General features: G+C 71.9%; 25 protein-coding genes. 7 read left to right on the top strand and 18 right to left on the bottom strand.

The features are described 5' to 3' along the window. Position 1: 1 nt before the first annotated feature. Together ACH34R_RS04695 and ACH34R_RS04690 are read right to left on the bottom strand one after the other, a co-directional pair. Positions 2–2233, bottom strand: a complete 2232-nt coding sequence (locus ACH34R_RS04695; protein WP_397560036.1) for a SpoIIE family protein phosphatase — start codon at positions 2231–2233, stop codon at positions 2–4. A 117-nt stretch (positions 2234–2350) separates the two neighbouring features. After that, on the bottom strand, positions 2351–3055 hold the full coding sequence (locus ACH34R_RS04690) for a metal-dependent transcriptional regulator (RefSeq protein WP_111168980.1): 705 nt from the start codon (positions 3053–3055) through the stop codon (positions 2351–2353). 79 nt (positions 3056–3134) lie between these two features. On the opposite strand from ACH34R_RS04690, the gene ACH34R_RS04685 reads away from it, so the two are divergent. After that, positions 3135–3815, top strand: a complete 681-nt coding sequence (locus ACH34R_RS04685; RefSeq protein ID WP_397560457.1) for a UdgX family uracil-DNA binding protein — start codon at positions 3135–3137, stop codon at positions 3813–3815. 1 nt (position 3816) lies between these two features. Here ACH34R_RS04685 and ACH34R_RS04680 read toward each other — a convergent pair whose 3' ends face one another. After that, on the bottom strand, positions 3817–5013 hold the full coding sequence (locus tag ACH34R_RS04680; RefSeq protein WP_397560035.1) for an MFS transporter: 1197 nt from the start codon (positions 5011–5013) through the stop codon (positions 3817–3819). Positions 5014–5278: 265 nt separating this feature from the next. On the opposite strand from ACH34R_RS04680, the gene ACH34R_RS04675 reads away from it, so the two are divergent. Next, complete coding sequence (locus tag ACH34R_RS04675) at positions 5279–5671, top strand: SHOCT domain-containing protein (RefSeq protein ID WP_397560034.1); 393 nt, start codon at positions 5279–5281, stop codon at positions 5669–5671. 113 nt (positions 5672–5784) lie between these two features. Here ACH34R_RS04675 and ACH34R_RS04670 read toward each other — a convergent pair whose 3' ends face one another. Then, a complete protein-coding gene (locus ACH34R_RS04670) occupies positions 5785–6039 on the bottom strand; it encodes a hypothetical protein (RefSeq protein ID WP_397560033.1) in 255 nt (84 codons plus the stop codon). A gap of 129 nt (positions 6040–6168) precedes the next feature. After that, positions 6169–6822 (bottom strand): pyridoxamine 5'-phosphate oxidase, encoded by a 654-nt coding sequence (gene pdxH / locus ACH34R_RS04665; protein ID WP_397560032.1) that lies wholly within the window; start codon positions 6820–6822, stop codon positions 6169–6171. A gap of 169 nt (positions 6823–6991) precedes the next feature. Here pdxH and ACH34R_RS04660 point away from each other — a divergent pair, with 169 nt between their 5' ends. Beyond that, the gene (locus ACH34R_RS04660) at positions 6992–8098 is read left to right on the top strand and encodes a citrate synthase 2 (protein WP_397560031.1); all 1107 of its coding nucleotides are present in this window, start codon (positions 6992–6994) and stop codon (positions 8096–8098) included. 60 nt (positions 8099–8158) lie between these two features. On the opposite strand, the gene ACH34R_RS04655 is transcribed toward ACH34R_RS04660, so the two are convergent. After that, positions 8159–10603, bottom strand: coding sequence for an ABC transporter substrate-binding protein (locus tag ACH34R_RS04655; protein ID WP_397560030.1), 2445 nt, complete (start codon positions 10601–10603; stop codon positions 8159–8161). Between the two features lie 250 nt (positions 10604–10853). Between ACH34R_RS04655 and serC the strand changes: the two genes are divergently transcribed. Beyond that, positions 10854–11966: a phosphoserine transaminase gene (gene serC, locus ACH34R_RS04650; RefSeq protein ID WP_397560029.1), complete on the top strand. Its 1113-nt coding sequence runs from the start codon at positions 10854–10856 to the stop codon at positions 11964–11966. Positions 11967–11993: 27 nt separating this feature from the next. On the opposite strand, the gene ACH34R_RS04645 is transcribed toward serC, so the two are convergent. The 8 genes from ACH34R_RS04645 to ACH34R_RS04610 form a co-directional block, all read right to left on the bottom strand. Next, positions 11994–12635, bottom strand: coding sequence for a rhomboid family intramembrane serine protease (locus ACH34R_RS04645; protein WP_397560028.1), 642 nt, complete (start codon positions 12633–12635; stop codon positions 11994–11996). A gap of 160 nt (positions 12636–12795) precedes the next feature. Further along, positions 12796–13560, bottom strand: coding sequence for a crotonase/enoyl-CoA hydratase family protein (locus ACH34R_RS04640; protein WP_397560027.1), 765 nt, complete (start codon positions 13558–13560; stop codon positions 12796–12798). Positions 13561–13625: 65 nt separating this feature from the next. After that, complete coding sequence (locus ACH34R_RS04635) at positions 13626–14402, bottom strand: SDR family NAD(P)-dependent oxidoreductase (protein WP_397560026.1); 777 nt, start codon at positions 14400–14402, stop codon at positions 13626–13628. Positions 14403–14458: 56 nt separating this feature from the next. Next, a complete protein-coding gene (locus ACH34R_RS04630; protein WP_113979295.1) occupies positions 14459–14800 on the bottom strand; it encodes an STAS domain-containing protein in 342 nt (113 codons plus the stop codon). Between the two features lie 54 nt (positions 14801–14854). Next, the gene (locus ACH34R_RS04625; RefSeq protein WP_397560025.1) at positions 14855–15619 is read right to left on the bottom strand and encodes an energy-coupling factor ABC transporter ATP-binding protein; all 765 of its coding nucleotides are present in this window, start codon (positions 15617–15619) and stop codon (positions 14855–14857) included. Continuing rightward, on the bottom strand, positions 15616–16374 hold the full coding sequence (gene cbiQ / locus ACH34R_RS04620) for a cobalt ECF transporter T component CbiQ (RefSeq protein ID WP_397560024.1): 759 nt from the start codon (positions 16372–16374) through the stop codon (positions 15616–15618). Before cbiQ ends, ACH34R_RS04625 begins: the two co-directional genes overlap by 4 nt. A gap of 4 nt (positions 16375–16378) precedes the next feature. Further along, a complete protein-coding gene (locus tag ACH34R_RS04615; RefSeq protein ID WP_397560456.1) occupies positions 16379–17401 on the bottom strand; it encodes an energy-coupling factor ABC transporter permease in 1023 nt (340 codons plus the stop codon). Positions 17402–17509: 108 nt separating this feature from the next. Then, positions 17510–19270 (bottom strand): glycosyltransferase, encoded by a 1761-nt coding sequence (locus tag ACH34R_RS04610; RefSeq protein ID WP_397560023.1) that lies wholly within the window; start codon positions 19268–19270, stop codon positions 17510–17512. Positions 19271–19417: 147 nt separating this feature from the next. On the opposite strand from ACH34R_RS04610, the gene ACH34R_RS04605 reads away from it, so the two are divergent. Next, positions 19418–20242 (top strand): MBL fold metallo-hydrolase, encoded by an 825-nt coding sequence (locus ACH34R_RS04605; RefSeq protein ID WP_397560022.1) that lies wholly within the window; start codon positions 19418–19420, stop codon positions 20240–20242. Positions 20243–20318: 76 nt separating this feature from the next. Here ACH34R_RS04605 and ACH34R_RS04600 read toward each other — a convergent pair whose 3' ends face one another. From ACH34R_RS04600 to ACH34R_RS04585, 4 genes are all read right to left on the bottom strand, one after another. Further along, the gene (locus ACH34R_RS04600; RefSeq protein ID WP_397560021.1) at positions 20319–20663 is read right to left on the bottom strand and encodes a hypothetical protein; all 345 of its coding nucleotides are present in this window, start codon (positions 20661–20663) and stop codon (positions 20319–20321) included. A 129-nt stretch (positions 20664–20792) separates the two neighbouring features. Beyond that, on the bottom strand, positions 20793–21758 hold the full coding sequence (locus ACH34R_RS04595; protein ID WP_397560020.1) for an SDR family NAD(P)-dependent oxidoreductase: 966 nt from the start codon (positions 21756–21758) through the stop codon (positions 20793–20795). Between the two features lie 10 nt (positions 21759–21768). Next, on the bottom strand, positions 21769–23631 hold the full coding sequence (locus ACH34R_RS04590; protein ID WP_397560019.1) for an ABC transporter ATP-binding protein: 1863 nt from the start codon (positions 23629–23631) through the stop codon (positions 21769–21771). Continuing rightward, a complete protein-coding gene (locus tag ACH34R_RS04585; RefSeq protein WP_397560018.1) occupies positions 23628–25343 on the bottom strand; it encodes an ABC transporter ATP-binding protein in 1716 nt (571 codons plus the stop codon). Before ACH34R_RS04585 ends, ACH34R_RS04590 begins: the two co-directional genes overlap by 4 nt. A 238-nt stretch (positions 25344–25581) precedes the next feature. On the opposite strand from ACH34R_RS04585, the gene ACH34R_RS04580 reads away from it, so the two are divergent. Then, positions 25582–25989 carry a PadR family transcriptional regulator gene (locus tag ACH34R_RS04580; RefSeq protein WP_397560017.1) on the top strand — a complete coding sequence of 136 codons (408 nt, stop codon included), beginning with the start codon at positions 25582–25584 and terminating at the stop codon, positions 25987–25989. After that, positions 25986–26894: a hypothetical protein gene (locus ACH34R_RS04575; protein WP_397560016.1), complete on the top strand. Its 909-nt coding sequence runs from the start codon at positions 25986–25988 to the stop codon at positions 26892–26894. Before ACH34R_RS04580 ends, ACH34R_RS04575 begins: the two co-directional genes overlap by 4 nt. Positions 26895–26901: the final 7 nt, after the last annotated feature.

The raw sequence follows: 26901 nt of genomic DNA, 5'->3' as shown, positions 1-26901 counted from the left end.
GCTAGCGGCCTCGGGTGGGGATCTCGAACCAGACCGCCTTGCCCTCCTGGGTGGGGCGGGAGCCCCACCGGCTGGCGAGCTGGTCGACGAGGTAGAGGCCGCGGCCACCTTCGTCGTTCTCGCCCGCGCTGCGGATGCGCGGCAGCCGGAGGTCCTGGTCGAAGACCTCGACCCAGACCGACTCGCCGCCGCGGCGCAGCCGGAGCGTGAACTCCTTCTCGCCGACCGCCTCCTCCTCAAGGCCCGGGAGGTCCCATGACTCGTCGAAGGGGATCGGCGGCCCGTCCATGGTCAGCTCGCGGCGTGGTACCGAGGCGGTGGCCGCGTGCAGGACCACGTTGGTGACCACCTCAGAGACCAGCAGGCAGGCCAGCTCGGCGCGCTCCTCCGGCACGTTCCACCCGGAAAACGCCTCGGCGGCCATCCGGCGGGCCTCGCCCACCATGATCGGCTGGGCCGGGAAGGTGCGCTCCTCGACTTCGAGATCGGCGGGGCTGGAGCGGATGACCAGGATGGCCATGTCGTCGTCGATCTCGCCGGGGACGGCGACGGTCGCCGCGTCGGCCAGCTCCTCGACCGAGATGTCGCCGATCTTGGCGAGCTTGTCACAGAGGAGCTGGAGGTTTTCCTCCTGGCTCGGGATGGTGCCGTCGGCGTCGCGCGCGGGGCGGCGGTCCACCAGGCCGTCGGTGTAGAGGAGCAGCGACGCGCCCGGGGGCAGCGTGCGGGTCTCCTCCTTGTAGACGAGGTCGGCGTGGATGCCCTTGGCATGGACGCCGAGCGGCTGGCCCACCTCGTGGATGTCGAGTTCCTGGCAGGTGCCGTCGACCAGCAGCAGCGGCGGGGCGTGCCCGGCGTTGGCGAAGGAGAGCGTCCGTGACCAGGCGTCGTAGACCATGTACTGGCAGGTCACGATGGGCGACACGGCGATGTCGTCGCCCCCGGGGCCGGGCTCGGGGGTGGCCACCAGGCGGGTCCATTCGTCCAGCCGGGCCAGGATGTCGGCGGGCGACTTGTCGTCCTGGGCGAAGGCGCGCAGCGCGGCGCGGAGCTGGCCCATGATCGCGGCGGCCTTCGCGCCGCGGCCCTCCACGTCGCCGATGACGATGCCGACCCGGCCGGCCGAGAGCGGGATCACGTCGTACCAGTCGCCGCCCACCTGCGTCTGGATGCCCTGGCCGTGCGAGGCGAGCGGGGCGGCCGGGTAGTAGCGCACCGCGATCCGCAGGCCGTCGAGCTGCGGCAGCGCGCGGGGCAGCAGGTGCTTCTGGAAGGACTCGGCGGTGTGCCGCTCCTCCTCGAACAGCAGCGCGTTGTCCACGGCCAGGGCGACCCTGGTGGCGATGGCGCCGACGAAGTCGCGGTCGAAGGCGTCGTAGTGCGGGTTGCGCCGGTCGGTGAGGTTGGACAGGCCGAGGTACATCAGGCCGAGGATCTCGCCGCGCACGCACAGCGGGGCGACGATGGCCGAGGTCATCCCGATCTCGCCGCACAGCTTGGCGCTGGCCACGCTCGCGCTCGGGTAGCTGACCTGCGAGAAGTCCTCCACCAGGATGGTCTCCTGGCGGCGCATGGCCGACTCGGCGTAGTGGCCGGGCGGGTAGTGGATCTCCGCGCCGACCGGGCGCCAGCTGTCCGGCGGCGGGGCCCAGTTCTGGACGTGGGTGGACACCCTGCGGATCAGCCGGTCGTTCTCCATCAGCTCGATGAAGCAGTGGTCGGCGAACTGCGGGACCAGCATGTCGGCGACGCGCTTGAGGGTCTCCTCGACGTAGAGGGACCCGGCCAGCCGTTCGCCGATGCGTTCCAGCAGGCCGAAGCGGTCTTTCTCCCGCTCGTTGCTGCGCATCGCCTCGCGGGCGGTGATCACGATGCCGGTGACCGACCCGGAGGAGTGGCGCAGCGGCACGGCCTGCGCCCTGACGTAGATCATCGTGCCGTCGGACCGGGTGACGTCGAAGGTGCCCTCCCACACGCCGCCGCGCAGCACGTGCTTGGCCAGCTCGACGGCCAGCGGGTGGTCCTTCTCCATGATGCCCATGGACAGGGCTTCCGGATCACGGGACCCCGCCGGCCGGCTGGGCCGCCCGAACAGCTTCTCGGCGAACGGGTTCCAGTAAAGGAGGTTGCTGAACCGGTCGGTGACCACGACGGCCATCTCCGCGTGGTCGAGGACCGACGCGGGCGAGAGGTGGTCCGCGGCGTCCTGCGAGAGATCCCCCCAGCGTTTCATCCGGCGATCACCACCTCGTACGGGTGGTCATGCGGGTAGCGAACCACGGATGCTCCTGCGTTGATCGAGCAGTAGGGAGTCTCCCTGGAGGGATTCAACCAAGCAGCCGCGCGGCGATCAGCGCTTTGCGACAAAAACATGCGCGGCGACCTCACGTGGCAGCTCCGCGCTCGTGTTGTCAGCCTGATCGTCACCTGTCACCCGCACACCGTCGTCGCTCGCCGCGAGCGTCACCTCGCGTCCGGGTTGTATCCCAACTTGCTTGAGTTTAAGCATCACAGCAGGATCGCTTTGCACTTGTTCGCTAATTCGTCGCACCACGACGGCCATGTCACGCGCGCCCGCGAGGTCGGACATCGCCAGCATGGCATCGTCGTCGACCAGAACCGAGTCGCTGACGCCCAGTTCGTCGAGGCCCGGGATGGGGTTGCCGTGCGGGCAGACCGTGGGCTTGTTGAGCAGCGTCACGAGCCTGGCCTCGACGGACTCCGACATCACGTGCTCCCAGCGGCACGCCTCGACGTGGACCTCCTCCCAGGGCAGCCCGATCACCTGGGTGAGCAGGCACTCCGCGAGCCGGTGCTTGCGCATCACGCGCATGGCCAGGGTGCGGCCCAGCTCGGTCATCGTGAGGTGGCGGTCGCCTTCCACGCGCACGAGGCCGTCGCGCTCCATGCGCGCGACCGTCTGGCTGACCGTCGGCCCGCTCTGCTGCAGGCGCTCGGCGATACGCGCGCGAAGAGGGACGATCCCCTCCTCTTCCAACTCGTAGATCGTCCGGAGATACATCTCCGTCGTGTCGATCAGGCCATGTGCGGTCAAGGGCTCCTCCCGTCCTTCCACGATGCTACGCCCATCGGGCCCTGGACTGAGACGGCTCGGCGAGGGCAGTGGCGGCAATGTGCCGGACGAAGCCGAATCGACCGCCTGGCAGGAGTTGACGAGCGTGGCAAAGCAGGCCAACACCGGAGCAGAGCATTTCCTTCCCGACCGATCCGGCATGAGCGACATCGCGGCCCTCCGCGCAGCCGCGGCCCACTGCCAGGGCTGCGACCTGTACCGCGACGCGACGCAGACCGTCTTCGGCGAGGGCGGCGCGGACGCCCGGTACGTGTTCGTCGGGGAGCAGCCGGGTGACCAGGAGGATCGCCAGGGCCATCCGTTCGTGGGACCGGCCGGCCGGGTGCTGGATCGGGCGATCGCGGAGGCGGGCATCGAGCGCGACGCGGTGTACCTGACCAACGCCGTGAAGCACTTCAAGTTCACCTACAAGGGCAAGCGCCGCATCCACCAGAAGCCGAGCGCCGCCGAGGTGTCCGCGTGCGCGCCCTGGCTGGACGCCGAACTGCGGCTGCTGCACCCCGAGGTCACGGTCATCCTCGGCGCGACGGCGGCCAGGGCGCTGCTCGGCCCGTCGTTCCGGCTGACTCGGCACCGGGGCGAGCCGATGCCGCACGGCGAGACCACGCTGGTGGCCACGGTCCACCCGTCCGCGGTACTGCGGGCGCCCGACCGGGACGAGGCGTACCAGGAGTTCCTGGCGGACCTGATGGTGGCCGCCCGGGAGGGGGTCACCCGGTGAGTCAGCGGCCTGCGGGCCGGTAGGTCCGGAAGGCCGGTACGGCGAGCCCGACCACGACCACCAAAATCGCGCACACGATCCCGCCGCCCACCCACGCGGGCATGACGCCCACCACGGCGGCCGTCGCCCCGGCCCGCAGGTCGCCCAGGCGCGGCCCGCCCGCGACCACGACGTGGAACACCCCCTGCAGGCGCCCGCGCATCTCGTCCGGCGCGTACGTCTGGAGGATGGTCTGCCGCCACACGGCCGACACCATGTCCGCCGCGCCGCCCAGCGCGAGCAGCGCCACCATCAGCCAGAGCTGCCCCGCGAGCCCGGCGGCGGCCACGGACAGGCCCCACAGCGCGATGACGATGGTCAGGGCCACCCCCTGGCGGCGCACCCTGCCGACCCAGCCGGAGAACAGCCCGCCGATCACCGAGCCGATCGCGATGCTGGCCGAAAGCCAGCCGAAGGCCATCCCCGAGTTGCCGAACCGCTCGGCGGTGATCTCCGGGAACAGCGCCCTGGGCAGTGCGAAGGCCATGGCGATGATGTCCACGACGAACGACATGAGCACCACGGGGTGCCGCGCGATGAAGCCCAGGCCCTCGTTGACCGACCGCCAGCCGGGACGCCGGGTGATCTCGCTCAGCGGCGGCAGCGGCGGCAGGCGCAGCGCGGCGTAGAAGCCGCCGGTGAACAGGATGAAGTCGATCAGGTAGGCGGTGGCGAAGCCGCCCCGGTCGAGCACGATACCGGCCAGCAGCGGGCCGATGACCGTGCCGAGGTTGCCGACCAGGAAGTTCAGGGTGTTGGCGGCCGGGACCTCCTCGACGGTCACCAGCCTGGGGATGATCGCGCCGCGGGTGGGGCCGGTGACGGCGAAACCGGCGGAGTGGACGGCCACCGTCCCCAGCATCAGCGCGACGTTGTCGATCCGGAGTACGGCCTGGAGGAGCAGCGCGCCGGTCGCGACCCAGGCGATCAGGGACCCGGCGAGCAGCAGCCTGCGGCGGTCCATCGCGTCGGCGACCGCCCCGCCCCACAGGCCGAAGACCACCAGGGGCACCAGGCTGGCCGGGCCGATCATGCCGACCCAGAACGACGACTCGGTGATCGAGTAGATCTGCGCGCCCATGGTCACCGACGTGAGCTGGAAGCCGATGAAGGAGACGCCCTGGCCCCACCACAGCCGCCGGTAGGCGACGTTCCGCAAAGGGGTGGTATCGACGGCAATCCGCTGCCACAACCGCCCAGCCACCCATTTACCCCCGGTCAAGTTCGTATTTGTCCCCTCAAAGGGAACCATGTGCCGTCCGGCAGGGGACACCCGGGCCATATGCGGGCAAGAGATCGTAAATTGTCCGTCCCGATGTGATCCGGCCGGATTCGCGGGCTGACCTGCGGGCACGGGGGGCCATCTGGCCCGCACCGACGCGCGAAGCGCCGCCCGGCGCTCCGATCACAGGAGGGGACGACCGATGGACGATTACCCGCTGCTCAACATCTTCCTCACGATGATGTGGTTCTTCCTCTGGGTGCTCTGGCTGATGCTGCTCTTCCGGGTCATCGTGGACATCTTCCGCGACGACTCGCTCAACGGATGGGTCAAGGCCGGCTGGTCGATCTTCGTGATCGTGCTGCCGCTCGTCGGGGTCTTCGTGTACCTGGTCGTCCGCGGCAAGGGGATGGGCAGGCGCGAGGTCGCCGCGCTGGCCGAACGCGAGTCCCGCTACTACGAGGCCGCCGAGCGGCGCGCCTTCCAGGGCACCGGCCAGGCCGACGAACTCGCCCGGCTGGCCGACCTCAGGAACCACGGCGACCTCACCCCGCAGGAGTTCGAGCACGCCAAGGCCAAGGTCCTGGCCCGGTGAGCGGGGCCTTCGGAATCAGGCCAGGATCAGGCCGCTGAACAGCGGGCACACCACGATGTTGATCAGCCGGCCGTGCGAGCCCATCCAGTCCCGGACCCGGGGCATGACGGCGGTCACCCGCCGCCGGAAGGCCAGGTAGCCCAGCAGCGGCATCCGCCGTCGGCGGGATCGCCGAGTGGCAGGACGCCGGAGAGCAGGGCCGCGATCCGCCGGGCCAGCGCCACCCCCGCGACGGTCGCGATCGTGACCCCGGCGAGGTACGCCAGCGGCACCCGCACCACCTGCCGGTGCGTGAGCAGGATGATCGCCGACATGATCTGCGGCCCCGCGACCATGGTGACGGCCAGCGGAAGCACCTGAAGAGCCATGGCCGTCCTCCCGTGGCGGCGCTCGAAGACCCTTCGGCTACCCGGCAGCCCCCGCCTCCCCCGTAAAACGGATCAATGAATCCATAGATCGGTCACTGCCCCGGCTTGGCCTTACCCGCCACGGGACCATCACGGGGCCAGGCGTTCCAGCACCCAGCCACCGCCCGACCTGCGGTACCGCAGCCGGTCGTGCATCCGGTCGGTCTGCCCCTGCCAGAACTCGACCTCCTGCGGGACCACCCGGAACCCGCCCCAGAAGTCGGGCACGGGCGGATCTTCGGGCCAGCGCGCGGCCAGTTCCTCGTAGCGGGCGTCCAGGTCCTCCCTGGAGGCCACCACGGCGGACTGGCGGGAGGCCCAGGCGCCGATCCGCGAGCCGTACGGCCGGCTGTGGAAGTACGCGGCCGTCTCCTCCCTGGACAGCCGTACCACGGACCCCTCCACGCGGACCTGGCGGCGGATCGGATGCCAGGGGAACAGCAGGCACGCCCTCGCGTTCTCGGCGAGGTCGCGGCCCTTGCGCGACTCGTAGTTGGTGTAGAAGACGAAACCCTGTGTGCTGTACCCCTTGAGCAGCACCGTCCGCGCGCTGGGCCGGCCGCCCGCCGAGGCGGTGGCCAGGACCATGGCGTTGGGTTCGGGTAGCCCGGAGTCCAGGGCGTCGGAGAACCACGTGGCGAACTGCGCCACCGGCTCGGCGGCGAGGTCCGCTTCGAGCAGCGGCTCGCCCTGATACGTACGGCGAAGCCCCGCCAGAGAAGGGGGGCGCGATGCGGCGTCCACGGGACGCTATTCTTCCCCGCCCGGGTACATGACCTGCGCAGGCCCCCCTACCTGGCACTATTGCTCTTCGACATGCCCGGCGGCGGGGTGGGGCCGGACAGGGGGTTGAATAAGACCCGCCGGTATCTCGACATCAAGGCTTTGACTCAGGAAAGGGAGGCGGCCGAGAATGTCCGACTTCAAACCCGGGCTCGAAGGTGTAGTGGCTTTCGAGTCCGAGATCGCGGAACCGGACAAGGAAGGTGGCGCCCTGCGCTATCGGGGCGTCGACATCGAAGAGCTCGTCGGCAAGGTCACCTTCGGCCACGTCTGGGGCCTGCTGGTGGACAACGACTTCCAGCCGGGGCTGCCCCCCGCGGAGCCGTACCCGATCCCCGTCCACTCCGGTGACATCCGCGTCGACGTGCAGAGCGCGCTGGCCATGCTGGCGCCCGCGTACGGCTTCCGGCAGTTGCACGACATCGACGAGAAGGAGGCCCGCGAGGACCTGGCCAGGGCCAGCGTCACCGCGCTGAGCTTCGTCGCGCAGTCCGCCCGGGGCCTGGGCCTGCCGATGGTCCCGCAGAGCCGGGTGGACCAGGCCGAGAGCATCGTCGAGAGATTCATGATCCGCTGGCGCGGTGAGCCTGACCCCAAGCACGTCAAGGCCATCGACGCGTACTGGACCTCGGCCGCCGAGCACGGCATGAACGCCTCGACCTTCACCGCCAGGGTCATCGCCTCCACCGGCGCCGACGTGGCCGCCGCGCTGTCCGGCGCGGTCGGCGCGATGTCGGGGCCGCTGCACGGTGGCGCACCCGCGCGGGTGCTGCACATGGTCGAGGATGTCGAGCGGATCGGCGACGCCGAGACCTACGTCAAGCAGGCGCTGGACCGCGGCGAGCGGCTGATGGGCTTCGGCCACCGCGTCTACCGCGCCGAGGACCCGCGCGCCCGCGTGCTCCGCCGTACCGCCCAGGAGCTGGGCTCACCGCGCTACGAGGTCGCCGCGGCGCTTGAGCGGGCCGCGCTGGCCGAGTTGCACGCCCGCAAGCCGGACCGCGTGCTGGCCACCAACGTGGAGTTCTGGGCGGCCCTGCTGCTCGACTTCGCCGAGGTGCCCCCGCACATGTTCACCTCGATGTTCACCTGCGCGCGTACGGCCGGCTGGGCCGCGCACATCCTTGAGCAGAAGCGGACCGGCCGCCTGGTCCGTCCCAGCGCACGTTACGTCGGACCGCCCCAGCGGTCGGTCATGGACGTGCCCGGGGCGGCTCAGGTCCTCGACAACCGCTGACCCCTTCCGCCCCCGCGGAGCCGCGGTGCGTACCGCCCCGCTCACGGCACGGGCCGCGGCTCACTTCGGGCGCGCACACGCCGCCGCGTCATCGGTCGGCGTGCACACGTGGTGGACGGCGAAGTTCTCCCCCTTCTCGATGCCCACCAGCCACACCTGCCGGTCGAGCGCGTCATGCCCCTTGGCATCGGCAGAGAAGGTGATCTTCCCGGTGACCCCCACCACGGACAGCCCGCGCAGGTTGTAGTGGACCCCGGTACGCACGGGGGTGGCGCCCCATGTCTTCTGGAAGTCGCCCATGGCCAGGAAGTCGTCCAGCGCCTCGGTGACCACGAGGGCCGCGTCATAGCCGAGCGCCGCGTTGCCCGCCGCGTAGTACGGCAGCGCCACCTTGCCGGCTTTGGACTTCTCCACCCAGCCGTCCAGGACCGCCCGATGCCCGGACTTCGCCTCCCGGTCATCCGCTCCGGCCTTCACCTCGCCGCGCGGGTCGGTCAGCGCGACCAGGAAGATGTCCAGCCCGTGATCGGGGCCGTGTTCACGGATCTCCTTGGTGATGTCACTCGTCACGTCGTCGCTCGCCATCACCAAGACCCTGCGGTCCGCGCAGTGCCCCCGCCAGGCGTCGGTGAGCGTGGCGAGCTGGGGAGAACGGCCGGCGAAGTAGATCAGTTCCGAGCCGTGCTGGCAGGCGTTCCGCACGGCCTGGGTGAGCGTGGTCCCGTCCGAGAACCGGTACTCCGACACGCCCGGGAGCAACCGGAGGAACCGGTCGGTCAGGTCCGCGCTGTACAGCTCGTGCGGCGCGACCTGGTAGATGACCGCGACCTGCTCACCGCGGAACCTCCGCCCGCCGGCCGCGGGCACGCCCAGCTTGGTGATCCACTCCACGGTGGCCCGCGCCTGCCTGGAGTTGGCGGCGGGGAGCCGGAAGAACCACGCCGACGACCCACCCGGCACGGTCGTCAGGTTGTCGGCGGTGCTCGTGGTGCCGACCATCGGCAACTGGGCCGAGCCGAGCACGCCGATGGCGTCCCTGACCTCCGTGCGGGACCAGCCCAGGCCGATGACCGCCGCGAAGGTCTCGTCCTCCACGGCCCGCCGCTTGACGTGCTCGGCGGCGGTGACCGCGTAGACGTAGTCCTGTCCCGTGTTCGCGAACTCCACCCGCATCTTGGGCAGGTCGCCGAGCATGTTGTAGCCGGCCTGACGGGCGGCGATGCCGACCAGTTCGCCCGCGGCGCCGACGAGCGGGCTCACATCGGTCGTGGTGGGCCGTTGGGTGAGCGGGCCGAAGTAGACGACGGTGAACGACCTGGCGTCCTGGTGGATGGCCTTGTTCTGCCGGTCGATAAGGGCCAGCAAGGACGCGAGGAACGGATCGAAGCTCTCCACCGACGCGGTCAGTCCGACGCACTGCCCGCCCTTCAGCTCCAGCCCGTCCGCGCAGGCGGAGGGCAACAGGGCTTGGGCGGTGGCGAAGAACGGGAGCCCGATGGCCAGGATCACCGCCGCCTGGTAGGTCAGGGCGAGGCCCCGCCCGCCCACCCGGCGCGGCGGGCCGCCGCCCTGCGGCCCGGGGGCCACGGCCTCGACGACGAGGTAGGGGCAGGGGGTGGGCCGTTTGGCCCGTTCCCGCCATTGTTCGTGGGCCGTGTCGAAGTCCGCCAAATCCGTGTGGACGACGCCCGTGCGCTTGTGGCCGTCGCAGTCGGGTGGCTCCTTCGTCGCGGCCACCACGAGCAGCGGTACCGGCCGCCCCGTCTCCTCCTGGACGTCGTGCATGATCGTGATCAGCCGGGCGCACACGCCGCCCGGTTCCGCGTCGTTCAGCACGAGCACGGCGTGCGCGCCGCGTGCCCAGCCCGGCCACAGCAGCCACGGCCGCAGCCGCCGGTAGGCGATCCGCAGGTCCTCGTGGAACGCGTTGACGAGGAGCTTCTCCACCTCAGGCTCGTCCTTGGCCCTGTGGATCCTGGCGACGTAGTCCGCCAGGGCCTCCCCCTTCCCGCGGCGCAGGAACGGCTGAGACCGTGACTGGAACCAGCGGTAGCGGAAGTGGCCCGTGGACCAGTTTGCGGCGCCCAGCGTGGCCAGGGCCACGGCGCAGAGCAGGGCGACGCCCCAGAGCAGGCCCGCTCCCCACAGCGCGATGTCATAGGCCTTGCTGATCACGGCGGACACCGATCCGGCCGCCAGCGCGGGGACGGCCAGGAACCGGGTGATGTACTCCGCCTTGTCGAGAGGGTACTTCCAGGAGGGGCCGCCACGCCGCAGCCAGGCGCGCAGCGGCTGATCCAGCCGCTCGTTCTTGGGGTCGGCCTCGTTCAGCGCCCACAGCACGAACTGGGCGAGCGGGAAGCGCGGCGGTGGCAGGAACGACCAGGGCATCCCCTTGCCCAGGGCGCCGTCCTTCCCGGCCACCCGTTCCATGAGGGTGGTCAACCGGTCGCCGGAGACGGGCGTGATCTCGGCCAGCGGAACCTTCCAGCGAACGTCGTTCACGAACCGGCTCGCCGTGTCATGGGACTTCGGCCCCACGAAAAGCACGAACGGGAGAAACCGAGCGCGTAGCCCACGCCGCACCATACCGGCGCAGATCTCGGCCAATGATCGCGTAGCTGTCATGGCTCTGCCTTGGTCACCGGATAAACGGAATCGATCTCATGATGGCACCACGGCGTGATCATTAGATTACGTTCTCAATATCCGGACCCGCGTCTTGCCGCACTCGCCGCCTGACTACTCTTGTGGTGTGGCTGACATCGTGATTCCCGCTGACATCAAGCCCGCCGACGGCCGCTTCGGCTCCGGGCCCTCCAAGGTGCGCCCCGAGCAGCTCGCGGCCCTGGCCGCCTCCGGCGCCTCGGTGATGGGCACCTCGCACCGGCAGCAGCCGGTGAAGCGCGTCGTCCGGCGCGTACGCGAGGGGCTGGGCTCCCTGTTCGGCCTGCCGGAGGGCTACGAGGTGGTGCTCGGCAACGGTGGCACCACGGCGTTCTGGGACATCGCGTCCTTCGGCCTGATCCGGGAACGTTCCCAGCACCTCAGCTTCGGCGAGTTCTCCTCCAAGTTCGCCACGGTGGCCGCCAAGGCGCCGTGGCTGGGCGACCCGACGGTGATCAAGTCCGACCCGGGCACGCACCCGCAGGCGCGGCCCGAGGAGGGCGTCGACGTCTACGCGCTCACCCACAACGAGACCTCGACCGGCGTGGCGATGCCGATCCAGCGGGTGACCGACGACGAGTCGCTGGTCCTGGTCGACGCGACCTCGGGGGCGGGCGGCCTGCCGGTCCAGGCGAGCGAGTTCGACGTCTACTACTTCGCCCCGCAGAAGAGCTTCGCCGCCGACGGCGGGCTGTGGATCGCGCTGTTCTCGCCCAAGGCGCTGGCCAGGGTGGCCGAGATCGCCGGTTCGGGGCGGTTCGTGCCCGAGTTCTTCAGCCTGCCCACGGCCATCGACAACTCCGCCAAGGACCAGACCTACAACACGCCCGCGCTGGCCACGCTGATCCTGCTGGCCGACCAGATCGAGTGGATGAACTCCCACGGCGGGCTGGCCTGGACCACGGCGCGCACGGCCGAGTCGGCGCGGCACCTCTACACCTGGGCCGACAAGTCGTCCTTCGCCACGCCGTTCGTGACCGACCCGGCGCAGCGCTCCAACGTGGTCGGCACCGTCGACTTCACCGACGACGTCGATGCCGCGGCGGTGGCCAAGGTGCTGCGGGCCAACGGCATCGTGGACACCGAGCCCTACCGCAAGCTGGGCCGCAACCAGTTGCGGGTGGCGATGTTCCCGGCGGTCGACCCGGCCGACGTCGAGGCGCTGACCGCCTGCGTCGACTACGTGGCCGAGCGTCTCTAGCCACCCCTCCGCCGGGGCCTGGCGCTGTCAGGCCCTGGCCAGGGCGCCCTTCCTGCGCAGCAGCCACGCGGCCAGCACGCCGCCGATGAGCCCGAACAGGTGGCCCTGCCAGGAGATGCCCTCCTGGGAGGGCAGCACGCCCCACAGCAGCGAGTAGTAGGCCACCGCGACCGCCACGCCGAGCACGATGTCGAGGATCCTGCGGTCGAACAGGCCCCGGGCGACCACGTAGCCGAAGTAGCCGAAGACCAGGCCGCTCGCGCCGATGGTCACGTAGTAGGGCGGGGTGGTCAGCCACACGCCGACCCCGCTGACCACCACGATGATCAGGCTGGCCAGCAGGAACCTGCCGATGCCGCGGATCGCGGCGACGAAGCCCAAGATGAGCAGCGGCACCGAGTTGGCCATCAGGTGGCCGAAGCCGCCATGCAGAAAGGGCGCGAAAAGGATGCCCGACAGCGAGTCGGGGTTCCAGCCCACGATGCCGTAGGCGTCGAGCCCGCCGCCGGTGGTGTAGTCGATGACCTCGATCAGCCACATGGCGCCGACGAGCAGGGCCAGCAGCAGGGCGCTGCCGAGCGCCCCGGTGAGGAATTCGCGCAAACCCCGCTTGAACTGCTCGCCACCGGGCGAGTGCGACGATCCGTAGCCGGTCGGGAAGTCGTTCATCTGGTCTCCTGGCGCAGCCGACGAGGTGCGCGGACCCTGCCCTGAAGGAGACCGCGCACACCTTTACCGTACGCAGGAACGGGCGTGGGCGCGCCCCTCCCCGGCAAGAACGAACCAGGGAGAGGCCATCGCAAACCGCTTTACTCGCCTATATCTTGCTTTACTCGCCTTTCCAGACCGGCGCCCGCTTCTCCGCGAACGCCGCCGCGCCCTCCTTGGCGTCCTTGGAGTTGAAGACCTCGTCCACGGTGGCGGCCTGCCTGGAGAAGATCTCGTCCAGGCTCCAGTCCGCGGACTCGATCATCAGCCGCTTGGTGGCGGCGACCGCGAGCGGCGCGTTCTTGGCGATCCTGCGGGCCAGCTCGACCGCCGTCGCCAGCGCCTCGCCCGCCGCGGTGATCCGGTTGACCAGCCCCAGTTCATGCAGCCTGGCGGCCGGGTAGTGGTCGCCGGTGAGCGCCACCTCCAGCGCCACGTGGTACGGCAGGCGCCGGGGCAGCCGCGGGATGCCGCCGGCCCCGGCGATCAGCCCCCTGGTCGGCTCGGGCAGGCCGAACTTCGCCGTGTCGGAGGCCACGATCAGGTCGCAGGACAGCGCCAGCTCGAAGCCCCCGGCCAGGGCGTAGCCCTCCACCGCCGCGATGATCGGCTTCTTCGGCGGGGCCTCGACGAGCCCGCCGAACCCGCGGCCGGGGATGTGCGGGAAGTCGCCGGACAGAAACCCCTTGAGGTCCATTCCGGCGCTGAAGGAGTCGCCCGCGCCGGTCAGCACGTAGACCGCGACGTCCTTGCGCTCCTCCAGCTCGTCGAGCGCCGCCGCGATCCCGCGCGCCACCTCTCCGTTGATCGCGTTCTTGGACTTGGGACGGTTGATCGTGATGACGGCGACGCCACCGTCCACCTCGACCAGTACTTCATCGGACACGCTCACGGCTCCAATCGGGCAGGCCGGAAAGGCAGGGCGGGAAGAACGGTCATGCGGTCACATGGTCACTTGGGCTGGAAGCGGATGCCCCCGTCGAAGCGCACGACCTCGGCGTTGACGTAGTCGTTCTCGATCAGGGAGCGCACCAGGTGGGCGAACTCGGACGGCCGGCCCATCCGCTTGGGGAACACGACCGGGGCGACCAGCCGGGCCTTGAAGGCGTCCACGTCGCCGCCGCCGAACCCGTAGATCGGGGTGTCGATGATGCCGGGGGCGACGGTGTTGACACGTACGCCGATCACCGCGAGGTCGCGCGCCGCGGGCACGGTCATGCCGACGATGCCGCCCTTGGAGGCGGAGTAGGCGATCTGACCGGTCTGTCCCTCCAGCGCGGCCACCGAGGCGGTGTTGATCACCACGCCGCGCTGGCCGTCCTCGTCGGCGGGCTCGGTCTTGGCGATGGCGGCGGCGGCGATGCGCATCAGGTTGAAGGTGCCGACCAGGTTGACGTCGATCACCTTGCGGTAGGCCGCCAGGTCGTGCGGCGAGCCGTCCTTGCCGACGGTGCGGGCCGCCCAGCCGATGCCGGCGCTGTTGACCACCGCGCGCAGCGGCCTTCCGGTGGCGACCGCGGCCTCGACGGCGGCGGTGACCTGGCCCTCGTCGGACACGTCGCACCTGGCGAACACGCCGCCGATCTCGTCGGCGACGGTCTTGCCGCGGTCCTCGTTGAGGTCGGCCACGACCACCGTGGCACCGTGCGCGGCCAGGTCGCGGGCGGTCGCCTCACCGAGGCCGCTTGCGCCGCCCGAGACGATTGCTGCTACTCCATTCAGCTCCATGAGCGGACCATAACCGGTCACCGAATGAAGTTCTACGCGGGGGCCGCCCTTGGCCGTCAGACCTCGGTGGACACCGCGGTGTCGACGTCGGGATAGACCTTGATCCGCCGGTCCAGGCCGGTGGTGCGCAGGATGCGGGCCACCGGGGCCTGCGGCGCGGCCAGGCAGACCCCGCCGCCCTCGCCGGTCGCCAGCCGCCATGCCTCGATGAGCACCGAAAGACCGCTGGAGTCCATGAACGAGAGCGAGGTGAGGTCGAGCACGAGCCTGGAGCCGTCCTGCTTGATCGCGTCACGGACCTCGTCGCGCAGGAACGGGGCCGTGAACAGATCGAGTTCGCCCTCGACCGCCACCACCACGGCATCGCCGACGGCGTGCCGTGCCAGCCGTAGCTTCATGTGCTCATCCCTAGTCGCCCTCGACACGCCCTACTATCCCACCGTATCCCGCACTCACGGCGCGGGAACCGCGAAGCCGTACGGCAGCTCCAGGCGGTGTTCCGCGAGGAGCGCGCGGGCGGAGAGGATATCCCGGATCGGGCCGTCGGCGGCGATCACTCCGCCGGAAAGGATCAGCGCCCGTTCGCACAGCTCCAGCGCGTACGGCAGGTCGTGGGTGACCAGAAGCACCGTGACGTCCAGGGAGCGCAGGATCTCGGCCAGCTCCCGGCGGGAGGCCGGGTCGAGGTTGGAGGAGGGTTCGTCGAGGACCAGGATCTCCGGCCGCATGGCCAGCACGGTCGCCACCGCGACCCGTCGCCGCTGGCCGAAGGACAGGTGGTGCGGCGGCCGGTCGATCGCCTCCAGCATGCCGACCCGCTCCAGCGCGCCGGTGACCGCGCGGTCCAGCTCCGCGCCGCGCAGCCCGAGGTTGGCCGGGCCGAAGGCGACGTCGTCGCGCACGGTGGGCATGAAGAGCTGGTCGTCGGGATCTTGGAAGACCAGGCCGACGCGCCGCCTGATCTCCTTCAGGTTGCCCCGTTCGACCGGGAGCCCGGCCACGGCGACACTTCCGTGACCAGGGGTGAGAATGCCGTTGAGGTGCATCACCAGGGTGGTCTTGCCCGCGCCGTTCGGGCCGAGCAGCGCCACCCGCTCACCCCGGGCGATCGTCAGGTCCACCCCGTAGAGGGCCTGAGTGCCATCAGGATAGGCGTACGCGAGCCGGGTGACCTTCAGTGACGGCGGGCCACCAGACGACCCCTGAGCGTCGTTCACAGCACTCCCGCCACGAGCACGGCCAGTGCCGGGCCGGGCAGCAGGGCCGCCGTCGCCCACTGTCCCCCGGTCGCCGTCAGGTCGCCGGTGACCGGCATCGTCCCGGTGTATCCGCGGCTCAGCATCGCCAGGTACACGCGCTCTCCCCGTTCGTAGGACCTGATGAACAACGCCCCCGCCGAGCGCGCCACGGCGGGGATGTGCCGGACGTCCCTGGCGGTGAACCCGCGCGACTCGCGGGCGATGCGCATCCTGCGCATCTCCCCCGCGATCACGTCCAGGTACCGCAGCATGAACATCGCGATCTGCACCAGCGGCGCGGGCAGCCGCAGCAGCCGCGCCCCGATCAGGATGTCGCGCGGCGGCGTGGTCGCCGCCAGCAGGACGCTGGTCAGCACCCCGAGCGTGGCCTTGGCCAGGATGTTCCAGCCCGCCCAGAGGCCCTCGGCGCTGAGCGCCAGCCCGGCCACCTGCACCCGCGGGCCCGTCCCGATGAACGGCAGCGCCACCGCGAACACCACGAACGGCACCTCGATCGCCATCCGCCGCAGCGCGAAGCCCGCCGGCACCCCGGCCACCGCCGCGACGCCCGCGAGCAGCGCCAGGTAGGCGGCGAAGGCCCAGAACAGCTCCCGGGGCGTGGCCACCACCACGACGACGAACCCGGCCGCCGCCGCCAGCTTGCACTGCGGCGGCAGCCGGTGGACGGCCGAGTCGCCCGCCCGGTGGATCGCGGGGCCGTGTCCGGCGCCCATCGGCTCAGTCCTCCGCGTACGCGCGGGCGCGCCGCCGTCCCACCGCGTAGGACAGGCCGCCGCCGACCAGCGCCGTCACCCCGACGCCGATCAGCCCGGCGATCCCGACCGGGATGCCGCCCGCCTCGCCGTAGTCGGCCAGCGGCTGCCCGCGCAGCGGGTGATCGGTGGCCGAGGAGATGAACCCGGCATCTTCGGCGACCCGCTCCAGGCCGTCGGGCGAGGCCGAGGCGAAAAAGCTGACGACCCCGGCGAGCAGCGCGGCGACCACGATGCCGGCGAGCAGGAAGCCGCCCGGCCGGGAGGCCCGGGGCCGGGCCATCGGCCGGGTCTCCTGCCCCGCCTCGGTGGTCTCGCCGTCCGCGCCGCGCAGGACGAGGCGGCCGGTCAGGCCGCGCGCGCCGTACACGAGGTCGGGCCGCACGGCCAGCACCGTGCTCACCGTCACCGCGGTGATCAGCGCCTCGCCGATCCCGATCAGCACGTGGACGCCGCCCATCGCCGCCGCCACCGTGCCCGGCTCGATGGGCGCGTTGCCGCCGATCCAGAACAGCAGCGTGAACACCAGCGCCGACACCGGCACGGAGATCAGCGCCCCGGCGGACGCGCCCGCCACGATCGCCCCTCTCCCACCCCCGAAAAGCCGCCTGACCAGCAGGAAGACGCCCCAGCCGACGACCACGGTGACGATGCCCATGAGCGTGATGTTGACGCCGAGCGCGCTCAGCCCGCCGTCCGCGAAGGCGAGCCCCTGCACCAGCAGGACCACGGCCATGCACAGCACCGCCGTGTACGGGCCCACCAGTACCGCGGCCAGCGCGCCGCCGAGCAGGTGGCCGCTGGTGCCCGCGGCGACCGGGAAGTTGAGCAACTGGACGGCGAAGACGAAGGCGGCGACCAGGCCGGCCATGGGGGCGGCCCGGTCGTCCAGTTCGCGGCGCGTCGCGCGCAGGCAGACGGCGACGCCGGCGGCGGCGACCACGCCGGCGCTCACGGATACGGGAACGTTGAAGAAGCCATCGGGCACATGCACGTTGAGCCTCCCGACGTGGGGAAATATCCCCGAGAACGGGAATATGCCACCAACTTTAAAGGACTGAATTGCAGGTGCAAGTGTGTGGCAACTGAGGACTCACTATCCCAGTAGCCGGCGCACCGCACGGCGTACCGGAACGTTCCTGACCGCCACGCTCAGCCGCCCCCTCCCGGACGTCGAGTAGGGCCGCACCGTCCGCCTGACCGCCCATCGCCACCAGGCGTGCGGCGGGACCGGCGCGCCCGCGTCGATCCGGCACCGCACGGGCGGCCCGCCGAGGTCCAGCTCCAGGAAGGCGTCCCACACCCCGCCCGCGAAGCCCTCCCAGCCCTGGGACACCGCGAACCCGCCGCCGGGCAGGTCGGTGACCGCCCGGCCGCGCTCGTGCCCCGACCGGCGTTCCCGCCACACCAGCCTGCGCACCGTCCCGGACCCCGGGGCCGCGCCGCCGACCGTGACGCGCCCGCCGAGCAGCAGCCGGTTGCCCCGGCCCCACCCGGCCTCGGTGATCTTCGCGGCGCAGGGCACCGCGGCCACGTGCCCGCCCAGGTCGATGCTCAGGTTGCCCTGCACGCGGGTGAAGTAGGGCACCGCCGCGCGGTCGCCGAGCAGCCGCGGGCCGGGCGCGGCGTCCGTACGCTCCGGGCGCAGCCTGCCGAGCCTGGTCACGCCCTCGCAGGTGATGGCGACATGCACGTTCCAGACGCCGGACGGCACGTCGCGCAGGTCGATCACCCCGGCGAACCTGCCGCCGCCCGACCACACCGGGAAGGACCGCTCGCCGTGCGCGGCGGGCCCGCGCGGGCGGAGCAGCACCGACACCGTGAAGTCCAGGTCAGGGCCGCCGTCCAGGGCCGCCTCGCCGCGAAGGGTGAGCAGGTCGCCCGCCCAGGCGACCTCGGTGAGCCGCCTGGTCACCGCCGACGCCTCGACGCGGGCCAGCCGTACCAGTTGGTCGATGTCGTCGAGGGCGGCCAGCTTGCGGCGTTCCGGCGCGCTGAGCCGTTCGCGCACGCCGTCGGTCAGCCAGCGTTCGCACAGCGCGGCGATCTCGGCGGCGATCTCCTTGCGCGCCACGTCGCCCGCGGCCAGGAACGGCGCGCCCAGGTGGGCGAGCGCGTCGTGCCGGAAATGGCGGCGCATCAGGTGGTCGCGCAGCGGCCCCGGCGGTACGTGCCCGGCGACGAGTTCCATCGGCCGCCTGATCATCCGCAGCCAGTGGACGGGGTCGCGGTCGCCGTTCTTCTGCGCGACGCCGGTGGAGGGGTGGTGGCAGTCGTGCCCGGCGACCACGGAGATCACCCCGGCGTGGCAGTAGGCGTGGCTGGTGAAGACGATGTCCTCGCCGACCCGGAGGTCTTCGGCGAAGGTGATGTCGTGCGCGGTCAGCATCTCCCTGCGGAACAGCTTGCAGCAGCTCAGGCTGTTGTAGACGGGGCTGTCGCCGAGCGGCGCGCGATCGGTGTCGGCCTCGAACATCACGGGGCCGGGGCCGGCGCCCCGGCCGAGCACGATGTCGGAGCCGTTGCGGTCGGCCATCGCGATCATCCGCTCCAGCGTCCCGGGACCCAGGTGGTCATCGGCGTCGCAGAAGAAGACGTACCGGCCGTGGGCGTTGGCCAGCCCCAGGTTGCGGGCGCGCCCCGCGCCCATGGGGCGGTCCAGGCGCAACACCTTGACCACCCCGGGGTGGTGCGCGGCGTACAGGTCGAGCAGCTCGCCGCCACCGTCGGCCGACCCGTCGTCCACCGCCACGATCTCCACCGCCACCCGCTGGACCAGCAGCGACGTCAGGCACCTGTCCAGGTGCGGCCGGCGGTCGCGTACCGGCACCACCACGCTCACATCGATCTGCCTCACCACCGGGGCCGCTCCCACTGGCCCTGCGACACGCCCGCGCACCGACTCCATGGCGCTCCAGTATGTGTCCGGACGGTCGCACGGCGTGGCGGTTCCGCCGAATCGAGGTGTCTGGCCGCCCCGAGGCCACCGTGAGATCATGAGCCGATGAGCCATCCTTGGGTGTGCGCCACCTGCGCGAACCACTACCCGGAGGCGGAGTCGCCGCCGTCCGCCTGCCACATCTGCGCCGACGAGCGCCAGTGGGTTCCGCCGGGCGGCCAGCGCTGGACGACCCTGGCCGAGCTGTCGGCGGCGGGTCACCGCGCCGACATCAGGGAGATCGAGCCCGGCCTGCTGGGCATCGGCGCGGCTCCGCAGGTCGCCATCGGGCAGCGGGCGCTGCTGGTCCGCACCGCGGAGGGCAACCTGCTGTGGGACCCTTCCGGGTTCATCGACGACGACGCCGTGCGGGCGGTTCGGGAGGCGGGCGGGTTGCGCGCGGTGAGCGCGAGCCATCCCCACTTCTACGGCTCGATCGTGGAGTGGAGCCGGGCCTTCGGGGCGGAGATCCTGCTGCCCGAGGCGGACGCCGCCTGGCTGCCGCGGCCTTCGCCGGCCGTACGCACCTGGTCGGGCGTGCTGGACGTGCTGCCCGGCGTCACGCTGATCCAGTGCGGCGGCCATTTCCCTGGCAGCTCGGTGGTCCACTGGGCCGAGGGGGCGGGTGGGGCGGGGGCGCTGTTCACCGGTGACACGATCTTCGTCACGCCCGGCGAGGACCGGCTGACGTTCGTGTGGAGCGCGCCCAACCGGCTGCCGCTGCCCGAGCGCGACGTACGGCGGGTGGTGGACGCCGTGGCGCCCTACGATTTCGACCGCATCTACGGCGGCTGGTGGACGCCCGTGCTCCGGGAGGGAGCCAAGGGCGCGCTGCGGTCCTCGGCGGACCGCTACATCGAGTTCTTGAGAGGCGAGGCCCAGACGGGCTGAAACCGACCACCACCCTCCCCCCGGTTCCGGCCCCCGGAAAACGCTCCGGAGGGAGGGGGCGGACAGTCTCAGAGGATTACGAGGTGCAGACCTCGCCGGGGGCGATCCGGGTGATGGGCTGAACCTCGTCGCGGTACCAGCCCGACTTGAGCTGGAAGTCCGGGGTGCCGTCAACGCAGTAGTCGTAGGCCGAGCCGTTGGTGATGCCGACCATGGTGGCGGCGGGGCTGTAGGTCCGAGTGGTGCCACCCACGATCGCCTCGACGGCGCCATTGGTGAACTGCACACAGACGTAGCCGACCACACAGTCCGGCGCGGGCTTCGGAGCCGTCGCCGAAGCGGGAGCGGAGGCGGCGAACAGGGCCGCGCCCGCGATGGGCAGGACCGCGACGGTCGCCAGCAGCTTGCTCCTGATGCTCATCTGAATCCTCCGTTTGTTGAGAATCCGGTCCGGCGGGGGCCGCCGCACCGACACGAGAAGCGTCGCAGCCGGGGTGGACAAAGCTCGGACGCATTGCGGACATGCCACCCGAAGCCTCGCGCGGAGCGGTCAGCGGGCGAACGCGTCCACGCCGGTCAGCTCGGCCGAGAGCGTCCACAGCCGGGCCGCCTGCTCCCGGTCGATCGCGTATCCGCGCACGCCCGCGGTGAAGTCGCCCTCATCCGGGACCTGCTCGGCGATGTCGCAGTCCTCGCAGTAGACCCCGCCCATGTCCGCCAGGCGCGGCGAGGTCGCCGCCCAGACCTGTGTGGCGGCGCCCTGTTCCGGCGTCTTGGAACTGGGGTCGGCGACGTTGCCGTCCTCGTCGATCCAGCCCATGGCGGCCATCTCGGCCTTGGGCACGTGCCGCTGCAACGGGGTCATGATCCCCCCGGGGTGCAGCGAGAACGCCCGCACGCCCGCGTCCCTGCCCAGCTCGTCCAGCCGTACGGCGAACAGCACGTTGGCCGTCTTGGCCTGCCCGTAGGCGCGCCATTTGTCATAGCCGCCGGTGAAATGGACGTCGTCCCAGCGGATCGGGCTGCGGCGGTGGCCCCTGGAGGAGACCGAGATCACCCGCGCGCCGCCCGCCTCGATGGCCGGCCAGAGCAGGTTGACCAGCGCGTAGTGCCCGAGGTGGTTGGTGGCGAACTGCGCCTCCCAGCCGGGGCCGACAAGGGTCCGCTCGGGCAGGGCCATGATCCCCGCGTTGCCGATGAACATGTCGATGCCGCGCCCCGAGGCCAGGAAACGCTCGGCGAACCCACGCACGCTCGCCAGGTCGGCGAGGTCGAGTTCGTCCACTTCGACACCGCCGATCCCCGCGACCGCCTCCTCCGCCGCGCCCTTGCGCCGCGCGGGCACCACGACACGCGCGCCGGCGCGGGCGAGCGCCCGGGTGGTCTCCAGTCCGAGCCCCGAGTAGCCGCCGGTGACGATGGCGAGCCGCCCCGACAGATCGACGCCGCGCACCACCTCCTCCGCCGTGGTGCGCGCGCCGAACCCTGATCCGATCTTGTGTTGTGCGGTAGTCATGAAGCGGAGCCTACGAAGTGGAGCGCGCTCCAGGCCAAGGCGGGCGGTGTGCCGGACCTGCGTCCTCCGCCTCGGCGAGCCGTTCCCCGCCCCACAGGCGGCGCATCTCCGGGCAGGTGGCGAGCAGTTCGGCGAGCGTGCCCTCCCCGGCGATCCGGCCGCGGTCGAGGACCACGATCCGGTCGGCGCGTTCGAGCGCGGCCCTGCGGTGGGAGACCACCAGGAGGGTGTCCGGGCCGCGCCCGTCGCGGGCGGCGGCGGCCACGCGCTCCCAGAGCTGTTCCTCGGTCTCGACGTCCAGCGCGGAGGACAGGTCGTCCACGACGAGCAGGTCGGGCGACCTGACCAGGGCCCGCGCGGCGGTGGCCCGCTGCACCTGCCCGCCGGACAGCCGTACGCCGCGCGGCCCGATCACCGTCGCGAGGCCGCCGGGCATCGCCGCCACATCGCGGTCGAAGACGGCCAGCTCCAGTGCCAGGGCGATACTTTCGTCGTCCGCGGGCCGGCCGAGCAGCAGGTTCTCCCGCAGGGTGCCGGAGAACAGGCGGGGTACCTGGCCCGCGTAGGCCACCCGGCCGGGGACCATGAACGTGCCGGGGTCATCGACGCGGCGGCCGTTCCAGGTGATCGAACCGGCGTCCAGCGGCACCAGGCCGAGCAGCGCGCGGACCAGGGTGGTCTTGCCCGCGCCGACCGCGCCCGTGATCACGGTGAACGAGCCCCTGGCGATGCGCAGGTCGATGCCGTGGACGCCGCGGTCGCCGCCCGCGTGCCGTACGGTGAGGCCGCGCGCCGCGAGGACCCGCAGCGGGTCGGTGTGCGGCGGCGCGGGCACGGCGGGCGGCGGATCTTCGCGGAACCACAGGCCCGAACGGCGCGACAGGTCGCGGGCGTCCTCGTGCGGGGCCATCAGCTCGCCGAGGCGTTCGATGGACACCGCCGCCTGCGGAATCCGGTGCAGGATGCCGCCGATCGCGCGCGGCAGCGTGGCGAGCCAGCCGACGTAGCCGGTGAACAGCGCGAGGTCGCCCACCGTGAAGTCGCCGCGGCGCATGGCGGGCGCGGCGAGCAGCAGCACCAGGCCGATGCCGATCTCCACGGTGGCCCCGGTCGCGGTGTCCAGCAGGTCGGTGGCCAGGCGGTCCTTGACGGCGGCGGCGCGGCGGTTTCGGTTGTGCTCGCGCAGCCGGGTCAGCACGGCGTCCTCCGCGCCCGCGGTCTTGATCGCCAGCGTGCCCGCGAACGTCTCGCCGATGAAGGCGGTGACGACCGAGCCGAGGACGCGGGCGCGCCTGCGCAACCGCCGTACGACCTCGCTCAGGGCCCGGCTCAGCACCCCGATCACCAGCATCGGGACCAGCAGGACCAGCGTGATGACGTGGTCGATGGACGCCATGATGCCGAGGGCTCCGGCGGCGAAGGCGATCGAGCCCGCCAGGGGCACGCTCTCGTCGGTGAAGTCGACGAGGTCGCCCACGTCGTCGCGGAGCCGGGCCATGGACTCGCCCGGCGAGTGCGGCTGCCGGTCGGCGGCGGCGCCGGGCGCGGAGAGGATCGAGCGCAGTACGTTGGCCCGCAGCACGGTCGCCGCGCCGTCCCACCAGTAGACCCCGTGCGTCCAGGCCACGACGAGGACCAGGCCGCGCAGCACCTCCACCCCGACGAACGCCGCGCACAGCCACACGACCTGGTCCATACCGGCGGCGGCGTGCCCGCTCATCTGGTCGAACAGCAGCTTGAGCAGCAGGCCGCCGGCCAGCGGCAGGACCGGGTGGGGCAGCCACAGCAGCATCCCGGCCAGGAACCGGCCCAGTCCGGGGGTGACGGCCACCCGCCAGGCCACGCGGAGCACCGAGCGCCGGTCGCGGCTCATCGGGTCACCCCCGCGGCGTCGAGCAGGCGGGCGAACCGGCTGCCGGGGTCGGCTGCGAGGTCGGCGCGGCGGCCGTATTCGGCGATCCGGCCGTCCTCGATCACCGCGATCTTGTCCACCTTGGCCAGCGAGGACAGCCGGTGCGCGATGATCACCCCGGTACGGCCGGCCAGCAGCCGGTCCACGGCCCGCTCGACGCGTCGCTCGGTGGCCGGGTCGAGCCGCCCGGCCGCCTCGTCCAGCACCACCAGCCCCGGGTCGATCAGGAACGCCCTGGCGAACGCCAGCAGTTGCGCCTCCCCCGCCGACAGCCCCGCCGCGGCGGCGGTGAGGGGCGTGTCGAGTCCGGCGGGCAGCCCGGCCAGCCAGCCGGCCAGCCCCACGTCGGTCAGCACCTCGCGCAGCCGCGCGTCGTCCGCGAGCGGCCGGAACAGGGTGAGGTTGTCCCTGACGCTGGCCGCGAATATCTGCACGTCCTGGGTGACGACGCCGATCCGCCGCCGCACCGAGGCCGGGTCGGCGTCGCGCAGGTCCACCCCGCCGGCCAGCACCGCGCCCCGCGTGGGGTCGTACAGGCGCAGGGTCAGCCTGCCGATCGTGGTCTTGCCGCTGCCGGTACGCCCGACCAGGCCCAGGGTCTCGCCGGGCGCGAGCGCGAGATCGATGCCGGTCAGCACCTCGGTGTCGTCGTCGGCGTAGGCGAAGCCCACGTCGTCGAACCGCAGCGCCAGCGGCCCGGCGGCGGGCAGCGGCACGGGCCGCGCGGGCTCGGGCAGGGTGGGGCGTTCGGCCAGCAGGACCCCGATGCGGGCCATCCCGGCCAGCGCCGCCTGGTAGTGCTGCAACTGGTCGATCAGCCGCTCGAACGGCGTGCGGACCATCTGGGCGTACTGGAAGAGCAGCACCGCCGTACCGACGCTCAGCGCGCCCGAACGCCCGATCCACACGGCCAGGCCGAGCACCAGCGCGGTGCCCGCGGCGAACGCCACGGACGTGCCCGCGATCACCACCGTGCCCACCCGCGCGTCGCGCGCCTCGGCCCGGTACCAGGCGGCGCTCACCTGGTGGAAGCGGCCCACCATGTGCGCTCCGGCCCCGTTGGCGCGGATGTCCTCCACGGCGGCCAGCCGTTCCTCCAGGTGGCCGTACATGACCGCGCCCGCCTCACGCGAGCGGGCCGCCGAGGGCACGGCCAGCTTCTGGGCGCGGGCCATCAGGAACCCGGCCAGGGCGCAGTAGGCCAGCAGCGCCCCGCCGACCCGCGGGTCCACGGCCAGCACGACGGCGACCACACCGGCCAGCAGCAGCACGCTCGCCACCACGTCCAGCAGGAACGCCACCGTGAAGTCGGCGACGGCGACCACGTCGCCGTCCACCCGCTCGATCATCTCGCCGGGCGGGTGCCCGGCGTGGAAGGCCATGTCCAGGCCGAGGGCGTGCCCGGCGAGCCGTTCGCGCAGCCGGTCGGTGCCGTCCCAGGCCAGGATGCTCGCCAGCCACGCGGTGAGCACCCGCGCGCCCTGCCCCGCGACCGCGAGCGCGAGATAACCCGCCGCGACCAGCGTCAGATGGGCGATACCCGCCCCGGCGACGGCGTCGTCCACGAAGATCCGGGTGAGCTGCGGAGCCGCCAGCGGCAGCGCGGTGGCGGCGACGGCCGCCCCGGCCAGCGCCAAGGCCGGCCGCGGCCCAGGGCGCAGCTCCCTGAGCACCGCCCGCCGGACGCGGGCGTCAGTGTTCGTTACATGGGTCTGAGGTCTCGATGCGACGGAGGTCGGCAAGCGTCATGTCCTTCGGGTAGGTGGCGACGACCGCTGAGTTGGACACGACGGTTGCTCGCATGACGCCTCCCGAAATTCCGACGCTTCTCCGTCCGGCAGTACAACAGATCGCCTGTGGGCGGAGCAACCGAATTGACGATACCTCGCGCGGCGAAGTATGGTCGGCGGCATGGCTAAGGGATCTGGGCCGGTCAGTGAGTCGACGTACTTCATCTTGGCCGCGCTGCTGGACGGGCCGTTGCATGGGCACGGGATCATCAAGCATGTGCTCGGGCTGTCCGAGGGGCGGGTCAAGCTGCCCGTGGGCACGTTGTACGGCGCGCTCGACCGGCTGGCCGGCGGTGGGCTCATCGCGGTCGAGCGGGAAGAGGTGGTGGACGGACGGCCACGGCGTTACTTCAGGCTCACCGACGACGGCACCAGGCTGGTGCTGACCGAGGCCGAGCGGATGCGGCAGGCCGCCTCGGTGGTGACCGGACGGGCGCTGCCCGGGTCGGCGTTCGTGCCGCTGACCTCCCGGGCCGCAGTGGGTCTGGCACTCGGGCGGCGGGCCGCGTGGTGGCCCGCGCCGACATGACGACGCCCCCGTCAGGTCCTCTGGAACGCAGGTACCGGCGGATGCTGCTCGCCTACCCCCGCGGTTACCGCGCCGGGCACGGCGAGGAGCTGATCGCCACGCTCCTGGCGACGGCCGAGCCGCATCGTTCGACGCCGCCGCTCACCGAGGCGGTGGCGCTGCTCGCCGGGGGCCTGCGGACGCGGGCCGTCCAGGCCGCGCGGGGACCGGCGTGGGCCGACGCCGTACATCTGGCGATCACCGCGCTGTCGGTCGCCAACGTCGCCATGCTGCTGCCGTACGCCGGGACGATCCCGCTGTGGACCGGCCTGGCGGTGTTCACGGCGGTGGCCGTGGCCCGCCGCCGGTTCTGGCTCGCGCTCCCGGCGGCCGGGCTGACCTGCGTCAAGGTGGCCGCGATCGGCCTCGGCCTGCCATGGCTGGACGGCACGCTGCTACCCGTGTTCGCCGACCCGCTGCCACGGGAGTGGGGGGTGCCCGCGCTGCTGTCCGCGGGCGGCCCTGCGGCCCCGGCGACCGCGCACGCGATGGTCTTCCTGGGCGCGGCGGTGCTCGCCGTACGACGGGCCGCCCCCCGCGCCCGCTCCTGGCGGTGGGCCCTGGCCGTACCGCTGCTGATCGGGGTCAACACCGACATGCGGGCCCTCACCGACCCCACCGCGACGCCCGGCAGGACCGCCCTGGAGATCGGCCTGCTGCTGCTCGCCGTATGGGCCGGGCACGTCGCCGCGGACCCCCGCTGGGCGCTCGCCGCCCTGCTCTACCTGCCCGTAGAGGTCGTCGAACAGGCGGAGAACATCGGCACCGCCACCCGGGGCGACTACGCGCACCTGGCCCTGCTGGTCTTCCTGACCGCAGCCGCGGCAACGGCCGCCCACAGGGCGAGCCGGCACACCCTGCTCTGACCGAGCC

It is taken from the genome of Spongiactinospora sp. 9N601 (assembly GCF_044326295.1).
Classification (GTDB): Bacteria; Actinomycetota; Actinomycetes; order Streptosporangiales; family Streptosporangiaceae; genus Spongiactinospora; species Spongiactinospora gelatinilytica.
Note: the sequence above shows the minus strand (reverse complement) of the source record. Positions and strands in the feature narration are given on the sequence as shown.